The organism is Paenibacillus sp. JNU01 (genome assembly GCF_059130585.1).
In genome coordinates, this window is the sequence record NZ_CP169723.1 from 2,382,839 (window position 1) to 2,401,624 (window position 18,786).

Annotated in this window: 14 protein-coding genes and 1 pseudogene; 4 read left to right on the plus strand and 11 right to left on the minus strand. The window is 46.9% G+C overall.

What is annotated here, in order from left to right; genetic code table 11:
• Positions 1-43 precede the first annotated feature (43 nt).
• The 5 genes from NLBNIHML_RS10325 to NLBNIHML_RS10345 all read right to left on the minus strand — a co-directional run bounded on the left by NLBNIHML_RS10325 (position 44) and on the right by NLBNIHML_RS10345 (position 4,402).
• Complete coding sequence (locus NLBNIHML_RS10325; protein ID WP_339306088.1) at positions 44-784, minus strand: NAD-dependent protein deacylase; 741 nt, start codon at positions 782-784, stop codon at positions 44-46.
• Positions 785-988: 204 nt separating this feature from the next.
• Positions 989-1,756, minus strand: coding sequence for an HAD family hydrolase (locus NLBNIHML_RS10330; protein ID WP_494354330.1), 768 nt, complete (start codon positions 1,754-1,756; stop codon positions 989-991).
• Positions 1,757-1,823: 67 nt separating this feature from the next.
• Positions 1,824-2,588, minus strand: a complete 765-nt coding sequence (locus tag NLBNIHML_RS10335) for an alpha/beta fold hydrolase (RefSeq protein ID WP_494354331.1) — start codon at positions 2,586-2,588, stop codon at positions 1,824-1,826.
• Between the two features lie 93 nt (positions 2,589-2,681).
• On the minus strand, positions 2,682-3,347 hold the full coding sequence (locus tag NLBNIHML_RS10340; RefSeq protein WP_017686833.1) for a bifunctional 2-keto-4-hydroxyglutarate aldolase/2-keto-3-deoxy-6-phosphogluconate aldolase: 666 nt from the start codon (positions 3,345-3,347) through the stop codon (positions 2,682-2,684).
• An 89-nt stretch (positions 3,348-3,436) separates the two neighbouring features.
• Positions 3,437-4,402 (minus strand): sugar kinase, encoded by a 966-nt coding sequence (locus tag NLBNIHML_RS10345; RefSeq protein WP_339256961.1) that lies wholly within the window; start codon positions 4,400-4,402, stop codon positions 3,437-3,439.
• Between the two features lie 222 nt (positions 4,403-4,624).
• Here NLBNIHML_RS10345 and NLBNIHML_RS10350 point away from each other — a divergent pair, with 222 nt between their 5' ends.
• From NLBNIHML_RS10350 to ilvD, 3 genes and pseudogenes are all read left to right on the plus strand, one after another.
• Positions 4,625-5,665 (plus strand): acyltransferase family protein, encoded by a 1,041-nt coding sequence (locus NLBNIHML_RS10350; RefSeq protein WP_339256963.1) that lies wholly within the window; start codon positions 4,625-4,627, stop codon positions 5,663-5,665.
• A gap of 124 nt (positions 5,666-5,789) precedes the next feature.
• Positions 5,790-6,032, plus strand: a pseudogene (locus NLBNIHML_RS10355) (KGG domain-containing protein); the annotation flags it as partial.
• 316 nt (positions 6,033-6,348) lie between these two features.
• Positions 6,349-8,034 carry a dihydroxy-acid dehydratase gene (gene ilvD / locus NLBNIHML_RS10360; RefSeq protein WP_074096200.1) on the plus strand — a complete coding sequence of 562 codons (1,686 nt, stop codon included), beginning with the start codon at positions 6,349-6,351 and terminating at the stop codon, positions 8,032-8,034.
• A 116-nt stretch (positions 8,035-8,150) separates the two neighbouring features.
• On the opposite strand, the gene NLBNIHML_RS10365 is transcribed toward ilvD, so the two are convergent.
• Positions 8,151-9,554 (minus strand): polysaccharide deacetylase family protein, encoded by a 1,404-nt coding sequence (locus NLBNIHML_RS10365; RefSeq protein WP_494354332.1) that lies wholly within the window; start codon positions 9,552-9,554, stop codon positions 8,151-8,153.
• A gap of 175 nt (positions 9,555-9,729) precedes the next feature.
• On the opposite strand from NLBNIHML_RS10365, the gene NLBNIHML_RS10370 reads away from it, so the two are divergent.
• On the plus strand, positions 9,730-10,926 hold the full coding sequence (locus NLBNIHML_RS10370) for an AI-2E family transporter (RefSeq protein ID WP_494354333.1): 1,197 nt from the start codon (positions 9,730-9,732) through the stop codon (positions 10,924-10,926).
• Here the strand turns inward: NLBNIHML_RS10370 and NLBNIHML_RS10375 are convergent.
• From NLBNIHML_RS10375 to mltG, 5 genes are all read right to left on the minus strand, one after another.
• Complete coding sequence (locus NLBNIHML_RS10375; protein ID WP_494354334.1) at positions 10,905-12,644, minus strand: peptidoglycan D,D-transpeptidase FtsI family protein; 1,740 nt, start codon at positions 12,642-12,644, stop codon at positions 10,905-10,907. The two genes, NLBNIHML_RS10370 and NLBNIHML_RS10375, sit on opposite strands and share 22 nt — an antisense overlap.
• Positions 12,645-12,864: 220 nt before the next feature.
• On the minus strand, positions 12,865-15,153 hold the full coding sequence (locus tag NLBNIHML_RS10380; protein WP_445252917.1) for a methyl-accepting chemotaxis protein: 2,289 nt from the start codon (positions 15,151-15,153) through the stop codon (positions 12,865-12,867).
• A gap of 234 nt (positions 15,154-15,387) precedes the next feature.
• Positions 15,388-16,716 carry a peptidase U32 family protein gene (locus tag NLBNIHML_RS10385; protein ID WP_339256972.1) on the minus strand — a complete coding sequence of 443 codons (1,329 nt, stop codon included), beginning with the start codon at positions 16,714-16,716 and terminating at the stop codon, positions 15,388-15,390.
• A gap of 17 nt (positions 16,717-16,733) precedes the next feature.
• Positions 16,734-17,663: a peptidase U32 family protein gene (locus NLBNIHML_RS10390; protein WP_494354335.1), complete on the minus strand. Its 930-nt coding sequence runs from the start codon at positions 17,661-17,663 to the stop codon at positions 16,734-16,736.
• Between the two features lie 14 nt (positions 17,664-17,677).
• On the minus strand, positions 17,678-18,718 hold the full coding sequence (mltG, locus tag NLBNIHML_RS10395; RefSeq protein WP_342570870.1) for an endolytic transglycosylase MltG: 1,041 nt from the start codon (positions 18,716-18,718) through the stop codon (positions 17,678-17,680).
• Positions 18,719-18,786 lie beyond the last annotated feature (68 nt).

An 18,786-nucleotide genomic window follows, 5' to 3' on the forward strand; every position in this document is an offset into this window, starting at 1 on the left:
GATCCGGTCAACACCGGAGAATGCGGTTATTCAGTCCATACGTTTAACCAAGAAGCTGGTCCACATCATTCATTACCTCACCAATCGGCTCTGTAATCAGCAAATCCGCCCTGCTGTCGTAAGCGGTAGGTGTAGCATTGAGCAGAACGGTATGTTTTCCCTGAAAATACGTAATTAACTGGGCTGCTGGATATACCGTCAGTGACGTGCCGCCCACGAGTAACAGGTCTGCGGAAGACAATGCATCAATAGAGCGATACAATGTTGTCTGATCCAGCTCCTCCTCGTACAGCACCACATCCGGCTTGATCACACCACCGCATGCGGTACAGCGAGGTACGATATCTTGGGATTGTATAATATCATTCAGTGCATAAAACTGCTTGCAATCCATACAGGCATTACGATGAATTGAGCCGTGTAGCTCCAGGACATTGCTGCTGCCTGCCTTCTGATGCAATCCATCGATATTTTGCGTGATCACTGCCTCAAGTTTTCCCTCCTGCTCCAGACGGGCTAACAGTCGATGGCACCCATTAGGCTCCGCATCTGGATGAAGCATTTTGCCTCGATAAAAATCATAAAAAATATCGGCATGCTGATCAAAAAAATGCCGGCTTAACAACTCTTCCGGTGGATAAGGGGAATGCTGTTCCGTCTGATACAGACCCGCAGCCGAACGGAAGTCGGGAATCCCGCTTTCCGTTGAAGTCCCGGCCCCTCCGAAAAAAACAATACGGGAGCTTTCCTGAATCCAGGCAGCCAGTTGTTCTGTTGCGTTCATCCTCTCTCCTCCTTTTATATACAATATAAATTGAACTAAAGAATATTTACACTGACCACTCCGATGACAGAACAACCTTCCGATTAGCTTTCTTTTAGAAAGCTTTTAGGCTAACGCTTCGCTTCTTCAGATTCTATCTGTCCTCTCCGTTTTGTGTAAATGATTAGTTGTTCAATTTATATAGTTCAATCTGGCCAGAGTGACTTATATAATCACACTTATCTCATGATAATGGCGAATAATGGCATGGGCATCAACCAGGTGTGATCCTTGATCTAACTGCGGACAGTAACCCAGCGTATAGGATACCTCTGCATGCCGTCCCATCTGCATATCCCCATTACTGTCTCCAATGACAACGGCCATCGCAGGATCGATATGTAATTCCCGGCAAGCCAAAAGTGCTGCTTCTCCATCCGGTTTGCCCTGGGTCACCCGATCACAGCCTACAATGGATGTAAAAAATGAACGGATTCCCATCCAATCCAGATGTGTCTCTGCTGCAACTGTACTGTCTGAAGTGACAACCGCCAGAGGTATGTCCGCTGCCTGGCAACTCTGCAAGAAATCCAGTAATCCTGGCATCGGTTCAGCCGATTTGCGCTCTCGTACCGATCTCATGGCTACACTTGAGAATTGTCGTATCGTTGTGATCGCTTCATTCCATGGCATGCCTGCTGCATATAGCTGCCCGGCAAGCAATCCCGTGCACTCATCCACAGTTGCAATCGCGAGGGGACCTTGCGGATCATAACCGACAATATGCCCCTCTGCATTATGGGTGGTGCCCAGAACGTGCTCCAGTTCAACCGTAAATGAAGCACCAAGTTCGTTCATACGTGATTGTAACTGATTCAGTAACGTCTCTGCCCACGGCCCCCATAACTGGAGGAATTCTAGCAGTGTTCCATCTTTATCGAACAGGATACCTTTACATGGGATCTGCGCTCCATTCACTTGAAGCATGGCCACCCGTATCACCTCCATCAAGTTATGCTATAAATGCATACAGTCCTCAATGCAGACAGATTAATCTAGATCACTTAATGGTACTTAACCAACCCAGGACTGTCTTGACGGTCTGATTCAGCTGTTCTTCTCCACTCACTTCCGGCTCGCCATCCCCTTTTTGATGACCATAATCACCAAACTGGGCGTGGTTACCACCTTCAATGGTGTAGTACACCGTCTCCGCGGGCAAATACATACGTCCACTCTGATACTTGGTCATATTCACAACCTCATCTTTGGTACCCAGAATGGATAAGGCAGGTAGACCCAATGTCAACAGACTTCCTTTTTCATCCGGATAGGATGCCAAGAAGAAGATGCCCTGTAGTGCATCAGGATGCGACGCCACATAACGTGCAGCCATGGACCCACCAAGAGAATGTCCACCCATAACGAATTGTTCATCTGGATATGCGGCCAGAATCTCATCTGCCAGGTTTGGCTTGAGCACTGCCAGGTTAACTGGCATCTTGGCAATAATCGTGTGATGACCGGCAGCAGCCAGCTCATGGGCAAGTGGTGCATAACTTTCCGGTTTTACCAGTCCGCCGGGGTAGAAAAGAACACTCTTACCCGCCGGTTTGTCTGGCGCAAAATCAATCCAGTTCTCTTGTTCGCTCACCGTCACCTGATTGACTGTTTCCATGGCCGTTTGAGCTGTTTCCTGTGGACCGTATGGTGTGAATAATTTCCACGCAACAAATCCACATCCAATAACAATGAGCGCCAGAAGTACGAGCAGGAATTTCCCGATGCCCCTCTTCTTGCGCCCTGTATTATACCGATTTCTCAACGTTAATCACCTTTCTTCACTTCCGCAGGTGCCGCGGCTCACAGAATTGGGAGCCTTCGTTAATCAGGCTCCCCTCTCCGGATTGAAAAAATATTATTCAGCCTTGGCCTTGCGGTAAGCATCCATATATTGTTCTGCTTTGCGACGGACATGACTCAGGTCACCCGTCTTCACAGCTTCCGATGTCAAGTCGGAGCCGATCCCTACAGCCACTGCTCCACCCTTGATCCAATCCCCCAGATTAGATAAGGATACTCCGCCAGTTGGCATAAAATTCGCCTGCGGCATAGGACCTTTCATCGTTTTGATAATCGAAGGATCGTACAGATTACCCGGGAACAACTTCACAATGTCCACACCAAGTTCCAAGGCGCGTTGAACATCAGCAATCGTCATCACACCAGGCAGGATCGGAATTCGATACAGGTTGCAGATCTGAACGGTATCCGGATTTAGGGAAGGACCGACGACAAACTCGGCACCCGACATGATGGCCGCTCTTGCCGTTTGCGGTTCTAGCACCGTTCCCGCACCAATAATCGCGAACTTCTCTGGATCTTGTGTGTTCCAATGGTATACACGGCTTAATTTTTCAATGGCTTTGAGTGCACTGGGTACGGTCATCGTAATCTCGATAACTTTAATGCCACCCGCAATCGCTTGCTCGGCCATGGCAATGACCTGATCCGCAGAATCTGCACGCAGAACTGCCACAACCCCATTGTCCGTAATCTTTTGCAACAGCTGAAGCTTCTTCATTTCATTCTCTCCCTTGTCAATGTGGTGGTTGTGTATACAAGCCTTACATTTGAAGAACGAAGATGAGCCATATATGATTTCAGCAGCGACTAGCGCTCAACATGGGCAACGTTGTTCAGCTTGGCCTCGACCTGCCCCCACGTCGGGAGCGCCTCCCAATCGCCAACAGCCTGTATAACCATGGAACCGGTCAAATTGCCGAGACGAGTTGCTTCCTGCGGGGAGTATCCTTTTAATAGACCTGATAAAAATCCCGCGCAGAATCCGTCTCCTGCTCCTACCGTATCCAGAACATGATCCGCCTTAAAGTACGGAACTTCCGTTAGGGTACCATTCGCCAATACGTAGGTCAAATCAGGGCCACCCTTCACGATGCACACAGCATTCATGGCAGATAAACGCTCAAGTACTTTTTGATCATTTTCTTCGTTGTATAGAAGTTTCATCTCATCCAGACCCGGTAAAAAGTAGTCCGCCAGTTCAGCCAGACGCAGTAAAACCGGACGGGCCTCATCCGCTGACCACAGTTTGAGACGCAGATTTGGATCAAAGCTTACTTTCACACCTGCCTGTTTGGCAATATGTATGGCAGCTTCTACCGTTTCAAGTCCAGACGAACTAATGGCGGCTGTAATACCTGTAACGTGCAATATTTTAGCTCCGGCAATATATGCGGGATCCAGATCATCTGGTGTAATCGCACTTGCTGCCGATAGCTTCCTATAATAATGTACCGAGGCTTTCCCGGAAGCGTTCTCACGAATCATCAAACCAGTGGGCTCGTGATCACTTAACCTTGCACGTGATACATCTACACCTTCACCGCGAATGGCTTTCAGAATCATGTTGCCGATCGGATCATTGCCCAAACGTCCAAACCAGCCACTGGTATGCCCGAGCCGGGATACACCAATAGCCAGATTGCTCTCGGCACCCCCAAACGACTTGTCCAGTGTGGCTGCATATTCCAGCCCTCTTGTATCTTTGGCAGTCAGCAAACCCATACTTTCCCCAAACGTAATAATTTCCGGGCTTGGATTGGGACTCGTTGACATGATTTCTTCCCTCCTTATCGTTACATTTCCTCATCTTCTGTTACTATTGTCATCCTCTATGCAACCGTTGTCAATCCCGGAGCGTTCATTTTGTTGTCACAGCTTTGAGAAAAGATAACGCTTACTAATGTGAATTAAATCACAATAGATAATGTACATCCGTATTACCCTTATTACAGATGCAAATGACCTTGCAGCTAGGGTCTATAAGGGGGCTACACCATGAAAAATCAGACACTGATCCAGGATGATCAGGAATCTTTCTTTTACAATCTGCGCTTTATGCTTATCGTCTGTGTCCTTGCCGGTAATGCACTGGAACCACTCATCACACGCTTTGCAGGAGCAGAAGCTCTGTTCTTGTGGATATATACGTTTCACATGCCACTCTTTGTATGGGTGACCGGGTATTTTGCGACACACTCACTTCAAGGGGCCTCGGGGCGAAACGTCCTGAAACAGATTGCCTTGCAGTATGTGCTATTTCAGTCCTTATACGCATTAATGGACTTTACTGTGTTCCACACACCCCATATGCGACTATCCTTCTTTGCACCATACTTGCTGTTATGGTTTCTCGCGAGTCATTTCTGTTGGCGACTGTTGCTTCGTCTGACGATTTCATGGAAACCGATATATCGGCTGATTGGATCGATTGCGCTCGGTGTCATTGCCGGGTATTTGCCCATCGACGGATTCTGGCTCAGCTTCAGCCGTACGTTTGTGTTCCTGCCGTTCTTTGTCATCGGTTATGACTATGGGGCATCCATCCGTTCTCGTTTATTATCCGGTTGGGGGCGAAGAACCGCAGCCGTCCTCTCCGCTGCATTGTTGGTATGGATCGGGTATGGCGGTTTAAATATTACATCGGGATGGTTACTCGGCAGCATGACTTACGCCGAATTGGGCCATCACGAATGGTATGCCGGCATCTTCCGACTTGGCATCTATTTGCTGGAAATCGGATCGGCAGCACTATTCTTGGCCTGGGTACCCTCCTTGACTTCCAGACTGACGGACCTTGGAAAACGCACACTCTATGTATTCCTGCTGCATGGTTTTCTCGTTCGTCTCGCAATCTGGTCTGGAGTCTACAGTTATATGGGAAGCTCGGCGTATATTCCAGTCATACTTGTCATCGCCTTACTCTTCGCAGTCACATTGGCTCTGCCGGCTGTTCGCCACACGTTCAAACCCTTGATCGAACCGGATATATCCCGCTTTTCTTTCAATCGACATGAGGTGTTTAAACGGTCGGCCTAATCCTCTGACGGATTCTCTTCGCCATCGATTCTAACCTGGTTGGTTGTTTCAGGCTGGAAATGATGTGGTAATTTAGGGATACGCGCTACAAAAAACAACTTATTGTTGTAAGGAGTGATTTGTAATGGCACGTCAACCGACGTCAGAACGCAAGATGAGCCGTGAGGAAGCCGGAAGATTAGGTGGGAGAGCCACCTCCAAGAACCATGATCGAAGCTTCTATCAGATGATTGGAAAAAAAGGTGGAGAAGCGACTTCAGATGCCCATGACACTGACTTTTACAAGCAGATTGGCCGCAAGGGCGGCGAAGCAACCTCCGAAACCCATAATAAGGAATTCTATCGTGAGATTGGACGCAAAGGCGGAAGCAACTAATGATTTCCGCTCCCACATCGAAACATGATCATAGTTTTCCCGCAAATCAAGAAGTCTGATTCCATGAAAATGGTTTGAGGCTTCTTTCTATTGATTGTAGAAATATGACGATGGTTGTGATAGACTCAATAGAAAAACCGGGTGTTCACGGGTTTAAAGCAGCAAAGAATTTCACAAACTACGGGGAGCTCGACACCGGCAAACCGATCTTTTTTTTAGAGTACGGATGAAATTAAACGACAGATGCACTGCCATTTACTTTTCCATTCATGTTGCTCAATATTATATATTTGGGGGGAAACACACCATGTCAGCCAAGAAGATGCGTTCCGATATGATCAAAAAAGGTTTTGACCGTGCACCGCACCGGAGTTTGCTCCGCGCAGCGGGCGTTAAAGAAGAGGATTTCGGCAAGCCATTTATTGCCGTATGTAACTCTTACATCGATATCGTGCCCGGCCACGTCCACCTTCAGGAATTCGGTAAAATTGTAAAGGATGCTATTCGTGAAGCCGGTGGCGTTCCATTCGAATTTAACACCATCGGGGTAGATGACGGAATTGCCATGGGACACATTGGTATGCGTTACTCGCTGCCAAGCCGTGACATTATCGCGGACTCCGTGGAAACCGTTGTATCTGCTCACTGGTTCGACGGCATGGTATGTATCCCGAACTGCGATAAAATCACACCCGGCATGATGATGGGTGCACTCCGCTGTAATATCCCTACCGTGTTTGTCAGCGGTGGACCGATGAAAGCCGGTCGCGACAGCAATGGTAAAGCTCTTTCCCTGACTTCCGTATTTGAAGGCGTAGGTGCTTACCAAGCAGGTAAAATCGATGATAAGAGCTTGCTTGAACTTGAACAGTTCGGTTGTCCAACTTGTGGATCATGCTCCGGTATGTTCACAGCAAACTCCATGAACTGTCTGGCTGAAGCGATGGGACTGGCGATGCCAGGTAACGGAACCATCCTGGCTGTTGCTCCTGAGCGTCGTGAGTTTGTTAAACAATCTGCCAAACAACTGATGGAACTTATCAAAATGGATCTGAAACCACGTGATATCGTTACTGTAGAAGCGATCGATAACGCGTTTGCTCTGGATATGGCGATGGGTGGATCTACGAATACAGTACTGCACACGCTGGCACTGGCTCATGAAGCGGGCATCGAGTACCCAATCGAACGCATCAATGAAGTAGCTAACCGCGTTCCGCATCTTGCTAAACTTGCACCAGCTTCCGATCTTCACATCGAAGACGTTCACAATGCAGGCGGCGTAAGCGCAGTGCTTAACGAATTGCTCAAGAAACCAGGCGCGATTCATGGGGATTGTATTACGGTTACTGGTAAAACGATTCGCGAGAACGTTGAAGGAAAAGAAATCCAGGATACCAATGTCATTCACCACTTGGATAACCCGCATTCCGAAAAAGGCGGCCTGGCTGTATTGTTTGGTAACCTTGCACCACAAGGCGCTATCATCAAAGTTGGTGCGGTTGATGCTTCGGTTGGTGGATACCACAAAGGTCCTGCTATCTGCTTTGACTCCCAGGAGCAAGCGCTCGAAGGCATTGCTAACGGCAAAGTAAAAGAAGGACATGTTGTTGTTATCCGTTATGAAGGACCAAAAGGCGGACCAGGTATGCCTGAGATGTTAGCTCCTACTTCCCAGATCGTTGGTATGGGGCTTGGTGCCAAAGTTGGTCTGATCACCGATGGACGCTTCTCTGGCGCATCCCGCGGAATCAGTATCGGACATATCTCACCAGAAGCAGCTGAAGGTGGTCCAATCGCCTTTGTTGAAGAAGGAGACATCATCGAGCTGGATCTGAACAACCGTATCATCGAATTGCACATCAGTGACGAAGAGTTTGAACGTCGTCGCGCAGGTTGGAAAGGCTTTGAACCGAAAGTAAAAACCGGTTACCTGGCTCGTTATTCCAAACTGGTTACCAATGCAAGCAATGGTGGCGTACTGAGTATCTAATTTACGTATTCCATACTTGACCTATTGGAAACAATCTAATAAATAAAGGGTTGCTCTTCTGCCAAATCTGGCGAAGGGCAACCCTTTTCTTTTGCTGGTTGGTGTAATTAGTCCGTTTAATTCCGCTCTGGCAATATCTCTTGTTCAATTAACAACGATTCATCTCTGGATTCTTCTATCGTTGCAGCCACCTGTGTCGTATGTTGACCGTAACGTTCCAACAATATATCCAGCGGCATGGCAATCATCTTGGGTACCAATTGTTCTGTACGCTGTTTCAAGCGTTTGGTTCCTGCCGGATGGATCACACTTAAGAGCAGTTTAAGGTATACTTTGGATGCAGCGCTGAACGGTCCAGGGGGCAATTCTCGTATGGTAAATCCAAATTTTTCAGGACCTCTGTTTATCATACTTACACCGTATATGGCTTTGGCAGAGCGTAACTCAGGATCGAGCGCCACCATATGTGCCAAATCCGGCAATTGCTGTTCCATCGTACGAATCATGCGAATAGCCAAATGCATACTTGAACGCGAAGTCACTCCAAGTTCGAATAACTTCTGATTGTCAAAATGCAATTCAATGACCGGATCTCCGTTTTGGATGACATGGCCATCGCTCATCTCCATTCGTGCTCCGTGATATACACGAGATCGAAAGTGTAACATGGGATCTTCGGGCGAAGCCGTCCGCAGATGATATACCCAGTGGAACAATTTCTCCCAGCCAAGCCATAAGGCAACAACGATCCGCTTCCATAGCTTTAACGTTGTCTGTGGTTGATTCTTGTTCTGAGATTCGCTCACTGTAACACCTCCCATCAACGTGTCGACACGTACGCTTTGCAGACCCAGCCTTTCAGCTTCCTGCAATACGACTTCCAGCGCCTGAAGCATCTGCTCCGGCGCGTGTGCATCAGCACCAAGAGTCGTTCCTCGATCATGCAGCAGCATGACCTCTCCGCCTCTTAACTCCTTCAGCATCCGTTCGGTCAGTCGCTGGACACCTACTCGGCTTCTCCAGTCTTCAAACATGGAAGACCATAGTACAATCTTTCGTTCTTTCTTGCTGAAAAAATCAAACAGATTCATAATGCCCCATGGTGGACGATAAAAACAAGTTTTCACACCGGTTACTTCATGGATAATCTGACCTGTTCGCTGAATCTGGTCACGAACCGTACGCGGCCGCATGAGCCAGTTCGTCTTGTGAATATAATTATGAATGCCAATAAGGTGGCCTTCGTCATGTATGCGCTGAATGAGTTCAGGATGACTCGCGGCATGTTCTCCCACGACAAAAAATGTTGCTTTTGCTTGATGCTGACGAAGCAGATCGAGCAATCTCGGCGTATACTTCGGATCTGGCCCATCGTCAAACGTTAATGCAAATTGTGTATCACTTCTCCCCCGTCTAAATACACGAAAACCGAAAATCCTGCTGATCAAACTTGGAATAAAGGCGTAAAAGGATGAAAGATACAATAACCACAGTAGAATACTCTGAAGTATCGTTGTCATGTTGCAAGCTCCCCACTTCTCCTGCTGAATTACGGTGCGCTATGGCACTATCAAAAATAAACCGCCTTTAATTTTATCATAGTTCAGACTTTTCTTGAATCCTGTTTTCCCAAAAAGATAGCTATCGTGTACAATATATACATTATAATGATCTGCCTGCAAAGGAGCCATGTCCATGCTACCGCTTTACAAAAAATACGGGCGAACTGTCTTTGATATCGCTTTACTCGTATTAACCGTGTACGTCATCATGTACAGTTTTAGCCAATTATATCAAATCGCTGCACCGGTTTTTCTCTCATTTATCGTGTACTGGATGATTGAGCCATTAGCCAAATTTCTACATCGCAAAGGACTGCCCAAGACGCTTGGAGCTGCCATATCCGTCCTGTTATTTCTCGCGATAATTATCGCGGCCTTTTTTGGTGTGGGCTTGATTATTATCTCACAGATATCCAATCTTCAAGATAATTTTCCTGTATACATTGAAATGATACAGCGTGAGTTTACCAATCTGGTGTTATTCATCCAGGACAAGTCAGACGCTCTCCCTGATGGGATTATGGATAAAGCTAATGATTATTTTGCAACACTGACCGGCTTTCTTTCCAAATGGGTAACGAGCGGAGCGCAATTCATTGTAGGTTTCCTCAGTTCATTCTCTTCATTTATTACGAACTTCGGAATTGCGATTATTCTGGCCTTCTTTCTCAGTATCGAGATTGAATCCTGGCGCAAGTTTGCCCGTGCGAAGACGCCTAAAACCTTGAAGTTAGCTATTGAATTCATGCGTAATCACGTGTTCAAGACGATCCGTTCGTATCTGAAGGCACAGATGATCATGATGCTCATTACGTTCGTATTGATTTATGCAGGTTTGTTGATTTTGGGAACCTCTAACGCCTTTACCATTGCAGTCGTCTGTGCAGTTTTTGATCTGGTACCATTGCTAGGGGTTCCTGTTGTATTCATTCCATGGATTATCTACTTGTTCATTATAGGAAATAGCAGCCTGGCCATCGGCCTGATTGTGATTCTGGCAGTGACGATGCTGACACGACAATTGTTGGAACCGAAGATATCGGGTAACTCGATTGGTGTATCTTCGGCGTACTTGATGCTTTCGTTCATGCTAATCTCCCTTTCGATCTTCGGCCTGGCTGGTGTAGTGTTATCTCCAGTGCTGCTGATCCTTTTGAAAGAACTATTACAACAAGGGTACCTGCAAAAGTGGATTCACCTGCCAAAAGATGAATTTGAATCTTCTCCATTGGTTATGGACCCGCCCGTTAGCACGGCCTCAACGAATTCTGCCGAGTCCGCGATGCATACGCCTGTTCCTGCGAAGGATCACGAGGACCCAGCCAAATAGTCCATGACCTTCCTGAAGAGAGCTGTCGCCTGATGATGGCTGTCTGGAGAGACATTTTGAACAAGCACAGCTACGGCGTACTTGGGTTGTTCTATCGGTCCATAACCGATGAACCATTGATGATTACGCTTCTCCCCATGTTTCTGTACCTGAGCTGTACCTGATTTCCCTGCAACTTGCCACTGCGCATGCTGCAGGGATTTTCCTGTTCCCTCACGGACTACCTTATTCATCCAGGATAACAGTTTATGCGCAGTTGCGGGAGCAATCTGCCCTGCGGCTGAAGGAGAATCATGCAATGGCATCTCCAGCATGATGCCACCATCCGCATATCGGATTCTCTCAACGAGACGTGGGGCACTAACCTTTCCATCATGTAATAGTGTCACAATCAGATTGGCGGCTTGCAGCGGTGTGACCAGCACATCTCGCTGACCGATGGCTGTCTGTATTTTCGCACCTTCATCACCAGAAGAAACAGCCTCTGTTCGCACACGCCCGTGATCTTCGTGATCAAAGTGTCGCAAGACGGGCATTCCTGCCATCTTTTTCCCCTCCCAACCAACAGGTCGCGCCAGTCCCAGACGATCTGCCGTGTTCTCCAGTTGCTCCATGCTAAGCCTGCGCGCCGTTTCCGCGAATACGACGTTGCAAGACTCCGCAAATCCTTGTTCCAGATTCAGGTTACCATGCCCATGCTCTTTCCAGCAGGACAAACCATACTTTCCATACTCACCACCACAATGAAATTCTTCTCCATGAGAAACCGCATGGTATTCCAGCGCAGCAGCCGCAGTGACAATTTTGAAAATGGAACCCGGGACGGCTCCCTGTACTGCACGATTTCCCCAGGCCGATTGTTTGGGGTCCACATGTTGTGGCTGATAGAATGGACTTGAAATCATGGCGCGAACATCTGCGTTAGCCGCATCTAACACAACAACGGCCCCTTCTTGTAAGCCAGCTTCTTCTGTCAACTGCTCCAATCCACGCTGCAACTTGGCATCCACAGTCGTTTCTACACGTAAAGGATAATGGCCATTGGCCGGTGCAATAACGTGCGGCTGAATTTCAGGGATAATCTCCCCACTACCCGAGACCATACGTGATACAAGCGTAGGACCAATTCCCCTCAACAGGGGTTCTAGTGTCCTCTCCAGTCCAGCTGCCCCTGATTTCATGGCAAATGGCTGTTTTACTTCATCCTGATGCCCAGTTAGAGCTCTGGAGGACTCAGGCTGTTCAGCCAGATAACCCATCCACTGCATTCCCGTATGCCCCTGAAGATACCTTGTCATCATTGGATAGATACCCGCTCCTTGCAGGTGCAGATTACGCAGACACTCCACCTGAGCAGCTGTCAAATGAACAGGCTGAGTTGCACCTGCTGTCCAGAAATGAGGTGCATTTTCCCGATTCCATTCCTTCTTCAATTGATCCAGATCGGTATGTAATATAGCTGCCAACTGCGTCATCTCTGAGCCTTCTAATGCCTCTTGCTTGCGTAGTTTACCTGATAGCACTGCCTGTGGGAAAAGAACCAAGCCCCATTGCAGCTTACCCGTCAATGCCTCACCTTTGTAATCCGTAAATTGTCCACGGCCCGGATCTAACATCACCCCGCGTTCACGCTGCAATACGGACATTTCACGTACCGTTCGGTGAAATCCAGGCATCGTCTGATTCACCTGAACGATCTGGACCCATCCCAATCGCAATATAAGCAATCCAAAGACAAGAGTTAGCATAATACAAGCTATATAGATTCGCCGTTTCGCAAGGAGATGCATCCCAGTCTCACCCTTTGTCGTTTTGACATATTATTGCTAATACAGCTTGGAATTATCCGGTAAACAGCAAGAAGGCCTGTCCCATGTACGGGACAGGCTCCTTAGCAATATTAATCCGCATATTTCACGGATATGCTTTATTTTTTTGTTACACCGTAAAGCGTGACAACGTTTCTTTCAGTTCCGTGGACACATTCTCCAGCTTACCAGACAGATTTACCAGCTGATTACTGATATTTTGCTGTTCACTACTCAAGGAAGCTACTTCTTGGGACGTTGCAGAAGATTCTTCAGCTACAGCGCTAACATTGCTCATGGCTTCAGACAACGTAGCTTGAGATTGGTTTAATTCTCCAATGGAACCTGTCACCATGCCCAGACGCTCCACAAATGCCCCCATCTGTTCCTGCACAGAAGCAAAGATGACGTTGGTATCTTTAACCGCATCCATCTGTTCCTTAAATAACGGATAGGCTTCAGACAAAGCATCCACGGTCTCGTTCATTTCGGTCATGATTTTGTCTGTGATCTCTCCAACCATTTCAATGGATTGTCTGGATTGAGCCGCGAGCTGTCGGACCTCATCAGCCACCACCATGAATCCGCGTCCGGCTGCACCGGCACGTGCTGCTTCAATGGTTGCATTCAGGGAAAGAATATTCGTCTGTTTTGTGATATTTTGCAGCACTTCAAGCACTTTAAGAACAGAGGATGTACTCTCTTTCAGCGAATCTACCTTATTCACCAGTGCACCAATCATTTCTTCTGTCTTCTGAGTTTTGGTCATCAACTGATTCAGATGTTGTGTTCCTGTCTGACTGGACTTCTCTACATGACGAGCAGAATCACCCATCTGTTCATTAGTAGCGATTACACTCTGCATCTGACGAGAGATATTGTCCGTTAATTCATTGCCACGTTCCGCTTCGGTTGCCAAACTGCCTGCACCGCCTGCGATCTCTTCTGTGGCTACGGCAATCTCCGAAGCGGATACAGCCGTTTTCTTGGATGCACTGCTCAGCTCAGACGCCGTATCCAATACTTCCTGCGCAGAACGATTCGTTTGTTCAACCAGCTTCGTAATCTGCTCCATCATCAGATTAAAGGCGGTAGAGAGCTGACCGATTTCATCTTGGGAGCTGTACGGTGTTCGAACTTTAAGATTACCTTTAGCACCTTCCTGCATCAAGTCTTTCAGTTTGCCGAGTGGACGAGCAAACATACGCACCATCCAGACCCCGATCAATACTGCAATCCCCGCATCAACCAGCGCCATCCACAAGGTCAGGGTCAGAATGCCTTTTGCATCCTGAACCAACACAGAGGTAGGTATCATACCAACCAGTTTCCAATTGGATGTATCCATCGTGCTGTATACAGCCAGCATTTCCGTAGATTTTCCATCTACAAGATACTTCGTATTCGTGCTACCTGCTGGTTCGGTCAACTCTTTGACAAATGCAAGATCTGTATCTTGTCCCGTACCATCCGAGATGGAGGATGCGACCACTTTATTATCCGGAGCAATCAGTTGAAGAACAGCTCCTGGCCCCAGATCAAGCGATTTCAATTGTTCCTCCAAAACTTCCAGCTTCAGCTCAATAACCAGAACATACGACTGAGTAGTCCCCTGCAAGTTTTTCATGGAACGTGCAATTTTGAACGTTGGCGTTGAGCCATCTTCCTTGACCTCGGTTGGAAGCCAGCGATAACCGCCCGACTCAATCAACTCAGTGTACCATGCTTCCTGACGAATACCGCCCATGGATGAACTGTTGTTGCCCGTACCCATAACGGACTTTGTTTCGTCTGTAGGCACCAAATAAATCGCTTCCATAGATTTATTTGTAAATGCAACATTGGACAGTTGCTTGTTGATTGAACTTGAATTCACAAATGTATCATACGCAGTCAGATTCTTATCTGACATCTTTTGCAGCAAGGACTGCATTTCCGGATCAAAGAAAATCTGTGTGGATGTATCCACAAATCTCTCCAAAATAATGTCCATTTTTTGTTTGGTCTGATCAATGGTCTCCTGATTGGCACGCGAAGCATTTTTCTCTATCGTACCCTTGGCTTTTGAATAGGATAATAGACCCAAACTCACTACAAAAATCATGATCCCCGCAAAAAAGATCAAGAACAGTTTAACCCCTACGGATTTTACCGGATTTGCCTTCCTAATTTGTTTAAAAGAAGCTCCCCCAAGGTTTTTCCAATCCCGGTTTTTGAATTGTTTCTTTACCCAATCGGTCTTGATCCAGCCCAGCTTCAGTTTACTACGATCAAGCTTAAGTAATTTTTTCCCATTCCCTGTAATTTTACTTTTACCTACTTTTTCTTTCTTCACTTTCTGAACCTGCTCAGGATTAACCTGCTCATCTTTTGTCACTTGCTCTCCACTGTCTTTCTGCTTCTTTTGAACCAATCCCATTCACCTGCCAGTTATTTACTTGTTAGATTTTTGTGTCTCTCCCCTATAATTATGTAGTATTCGACAGCTTTCTTCGTTCACCTTTCATTTCCCAGAAATTTTTTACAACTTTATTCCTATTTTTCTATAAAAAAAAGACCCCCATATGCCGATAACGGAGGTCCTTCCTGTTGATTTCATAACACTATTTTGTTAAATCATAATACTATTTTGGCACATTGTAGGTATTTGAACCTACTTCTTTTTTCTCATCATGTCAAAATACGAAACCGGCTGATCCACTTTCATTTTAACCAGCTGTAAAGGGTGACGAGCAGCATCTAGAACATTGCCTTCTTCATCCTGTATTTCGCCGACCACCTGTTTGAAAAAGTGACCTCCCGGACCAAAAAATTCGATTTCCTGTCCTGGTTTGAAGTGATTGCGCTGTTGAATGGTTGCCATTCCTGTTTCGGCATCATACCCCATAACCAATCCAGCGAAGTCAAAAGGTACAGCTTTTTCTTCCGGTTCATAGATATGATCTTCATGGTCTGGTGTATCATAGAAAAACCCGGTATTCAGCGGGCGATTCGCCGCTTTGTTCATTTCTTCAACCCACTCAGGTTTCAGAACATAATTCTCCGGATCTGCCATATAGGCATCAATGGCTTGACGATATACGTTAACCACGGTTGCCACGTAGTGAATCGATTTCATACGTCCTTCGATCTTGAAACTGTCCACACCCACATCAATCAACTCGGGAATATGGCCAATCATGCACAGATCCTTTGATCCCATGGAGAATGAATTATCCTGTTCCTGGAACAGGGGAAGCTGGTTCTCACCCAGTTTGAATGGTGCAGGTGTCTTCATCTGCACGTCCTCTTCGCTAACCCACACTGCATCTTCTCTCGCATCCTCAAACAAATCATACTTCCAGCGGCAAGACTGGCAACAGCCGCCCCGGTTGGAGTCGCGATCCGTAAAATGGTTGGAGAGCACGCAACGTCCGGAATACGAGGAACACATTGCCCCGTGAATAAAGGCTTCAATTTCAATATCCACATTTGCCTTGATCTCTTCAATCTCTTCGAAACTGGTCTCACGTCCGAGAACAACCCGTGGAAGTCCTTCATCTTTCCAGAACTTCACAGCCTGCCAGTTGAGTGTGGATTGTTGCGTACTCAGATGTACCTCAAGACCTGGCACAGCACGCAGGGCTACTTCAATAATAGCAGGATCAGCTACGATGATCGCAGAGATTCCAGCATTATAGAGATTTTGCAGGTATGTTTCAATACCCTCAATATCCTCATTATGTGCATAGATGTTCGTCGCTACGAACACTTTGGCTCCATACTTTTTGGCAAACTCCACACCTTCACGCATCTCTTCAAAGCTGAAGTTGTCCGCGTTGGAACGCAGTCCATAGGCCTGTCCACCGATATATACGGCATCTGCACCGTAATGGATTGCAAATTTCAGTTTTTCCAGATTACCCGCCGGAGCTAGCAGCTCCGGTTTGTCCAGACGGTTACGTTTACCCGAGAACTTCCGCTGTACCGCCACTGTTTCCATTCTGTTCACCTCGTCTATTAATACACTTGTTCTTTATAGAAAAATCCAAACGACAATTCACGTTCAGGATCCTGTAACTCACGTACCTCATCGAGCCACTCTTCGGAGAACGCATATGCGTCAGCATCGGCAACATAACTGTCAATCGCTGTCCGATATGCACGTACAACAGCTTCATTGTAGGCTAGTGATTTTAGGATACCTTCAATTTTGAAACTGTGTACACCCGCCTCCATCAACAGATGAAGATCTTCGAGGATGCATATGTCCTCCGAACTCATAATATGTGTGCCGTTAATGTCTTCATATATCGGGAATTTCTCATCCCGGCGTTCAGCCTCGATCAGGAACAATCCACGTTCTTTGCCCAGTTGTCCCTCGACTGGCCGTCCTTGATGAGCCATATAACTTTGCACCAGGCTACGCTTGGAGTGATATATATTCGTCATGCCATGTACCTGAACCTGAGCTTCCACCTTGAGAAAAGGAACCATCTCCGTCAACTCGTCCATATTCAACTCACGGGCAAGCACAACGCGACTCGCTCCCTTGGTCCCCCAATAGTTGGCCGTTGCATAGTTCGTCGAAGTCATCTCCGCATTCCAATGCAGCTTCACATGTGGAGCATATTCCTTCATGGTAGCCAGCACGGATGGATCATTAAATTCCACACCGTCAATACCGATTCTGCCAAGTGCTTGAACATATTCGGGCAATTCTTTCAACAGCTCGTTGGACATCAGATTCGTCATGGATACATACACCCGCGCCTGATGTTTGCCTGCAATGGCAACCACCTCTGCTGTCTCCTCCACGCTGAAGCTGCCTGGAAGACGCATACCGAATCGATCATCTCCAATGACCAGAGCATCTGCTCCAGCCTGGAGCAGCACTTCTGCCTCTTTCACATTCGCTGCTGTAACGAGCAGTTCATGTTTCTTACTCATATAATCCCCTCCGCTTATTGCGCAGCCTTACTTTTGGCTATATTTTGCTGGTGTTCCTTATACGTTTTGGCAAATAGATGTCCAGACGAGCCGTCCTTTTTTGTCACATAGAACAGATACTCCGATGCTTCCGGATTTAGTGCTGCTTCAATGGACGGAAGACTTGGACTCGCAATTGGACCCGGCGGCAGGCCTTTATTCAGATACGTATTATAAGGACTTTTCACCTTCAGATCCTTGTAATACAATCGCTCCTTTGGCCTGTCGAGCAGATATTGCACGGTAGCATCAATTTCCAGCTTCATATCCTGATTAATCCGATTGTAGATTACCCCTGCAACCAGTGCACGTTCCTCATCCACTACAACTTCTTTCTCCACCAGTGACGCAATGGTCAGCAGCTCGTGCAGGGAAAGATTCTTCTCTTGGAGCTTGGCTTCCAAATCCGGGATAGAATTAATCTTGGTCTGGAATTCTTCCAGCATACGTTGCATCACATCATGCGTGGAACTTCCCTTTTTCAGCTCGTAGGTCTCCGGGAAGAGATACCCTTCCAATACGTAGCGAAGTTCTTCATCCACTGGAATATCTTTGAGGATATCTACATCGAAGGCCGAAGGATCATTGGCCAGCTTGATGAATTCATCCCGATCGAGAACATGCTCATAAGAAAGCTTGCCCGCCATTTGCAGAACATTATAACCCTCTGGAATCGTGAATTTCACCATTTCCTCCGGTACCACTTCACCACTACTCAGCTTGCTAACAATCTCATCATATGTCACGCCAGGATTCATAGAATATGTACCCGCCATGAAATTGGATCCTAGTTTTTTCCACTTTAAATACCCTTTAAAGGTTAACCCGCTTCGAATGAGGCCTTCTTCTTGAAGCTGATCCGCGATTTTTGAAGTTCCCGATCCGCTCTTAATCTCGAATACGACCGGTTCTGTAGAAGCTTCCACAGGACGCATCATACTCCATACGTAAACACCTGCGCCTCCGGCAAGAACTACAATGATAAGCAGTATGACTACTATTGCTTTCCCTTTCAAAAAAGAAACAACTCCTTTACACAACCAAAAAGAGCGGACTTCTCCGCCCTCCCGGTTTCTTCAATTTG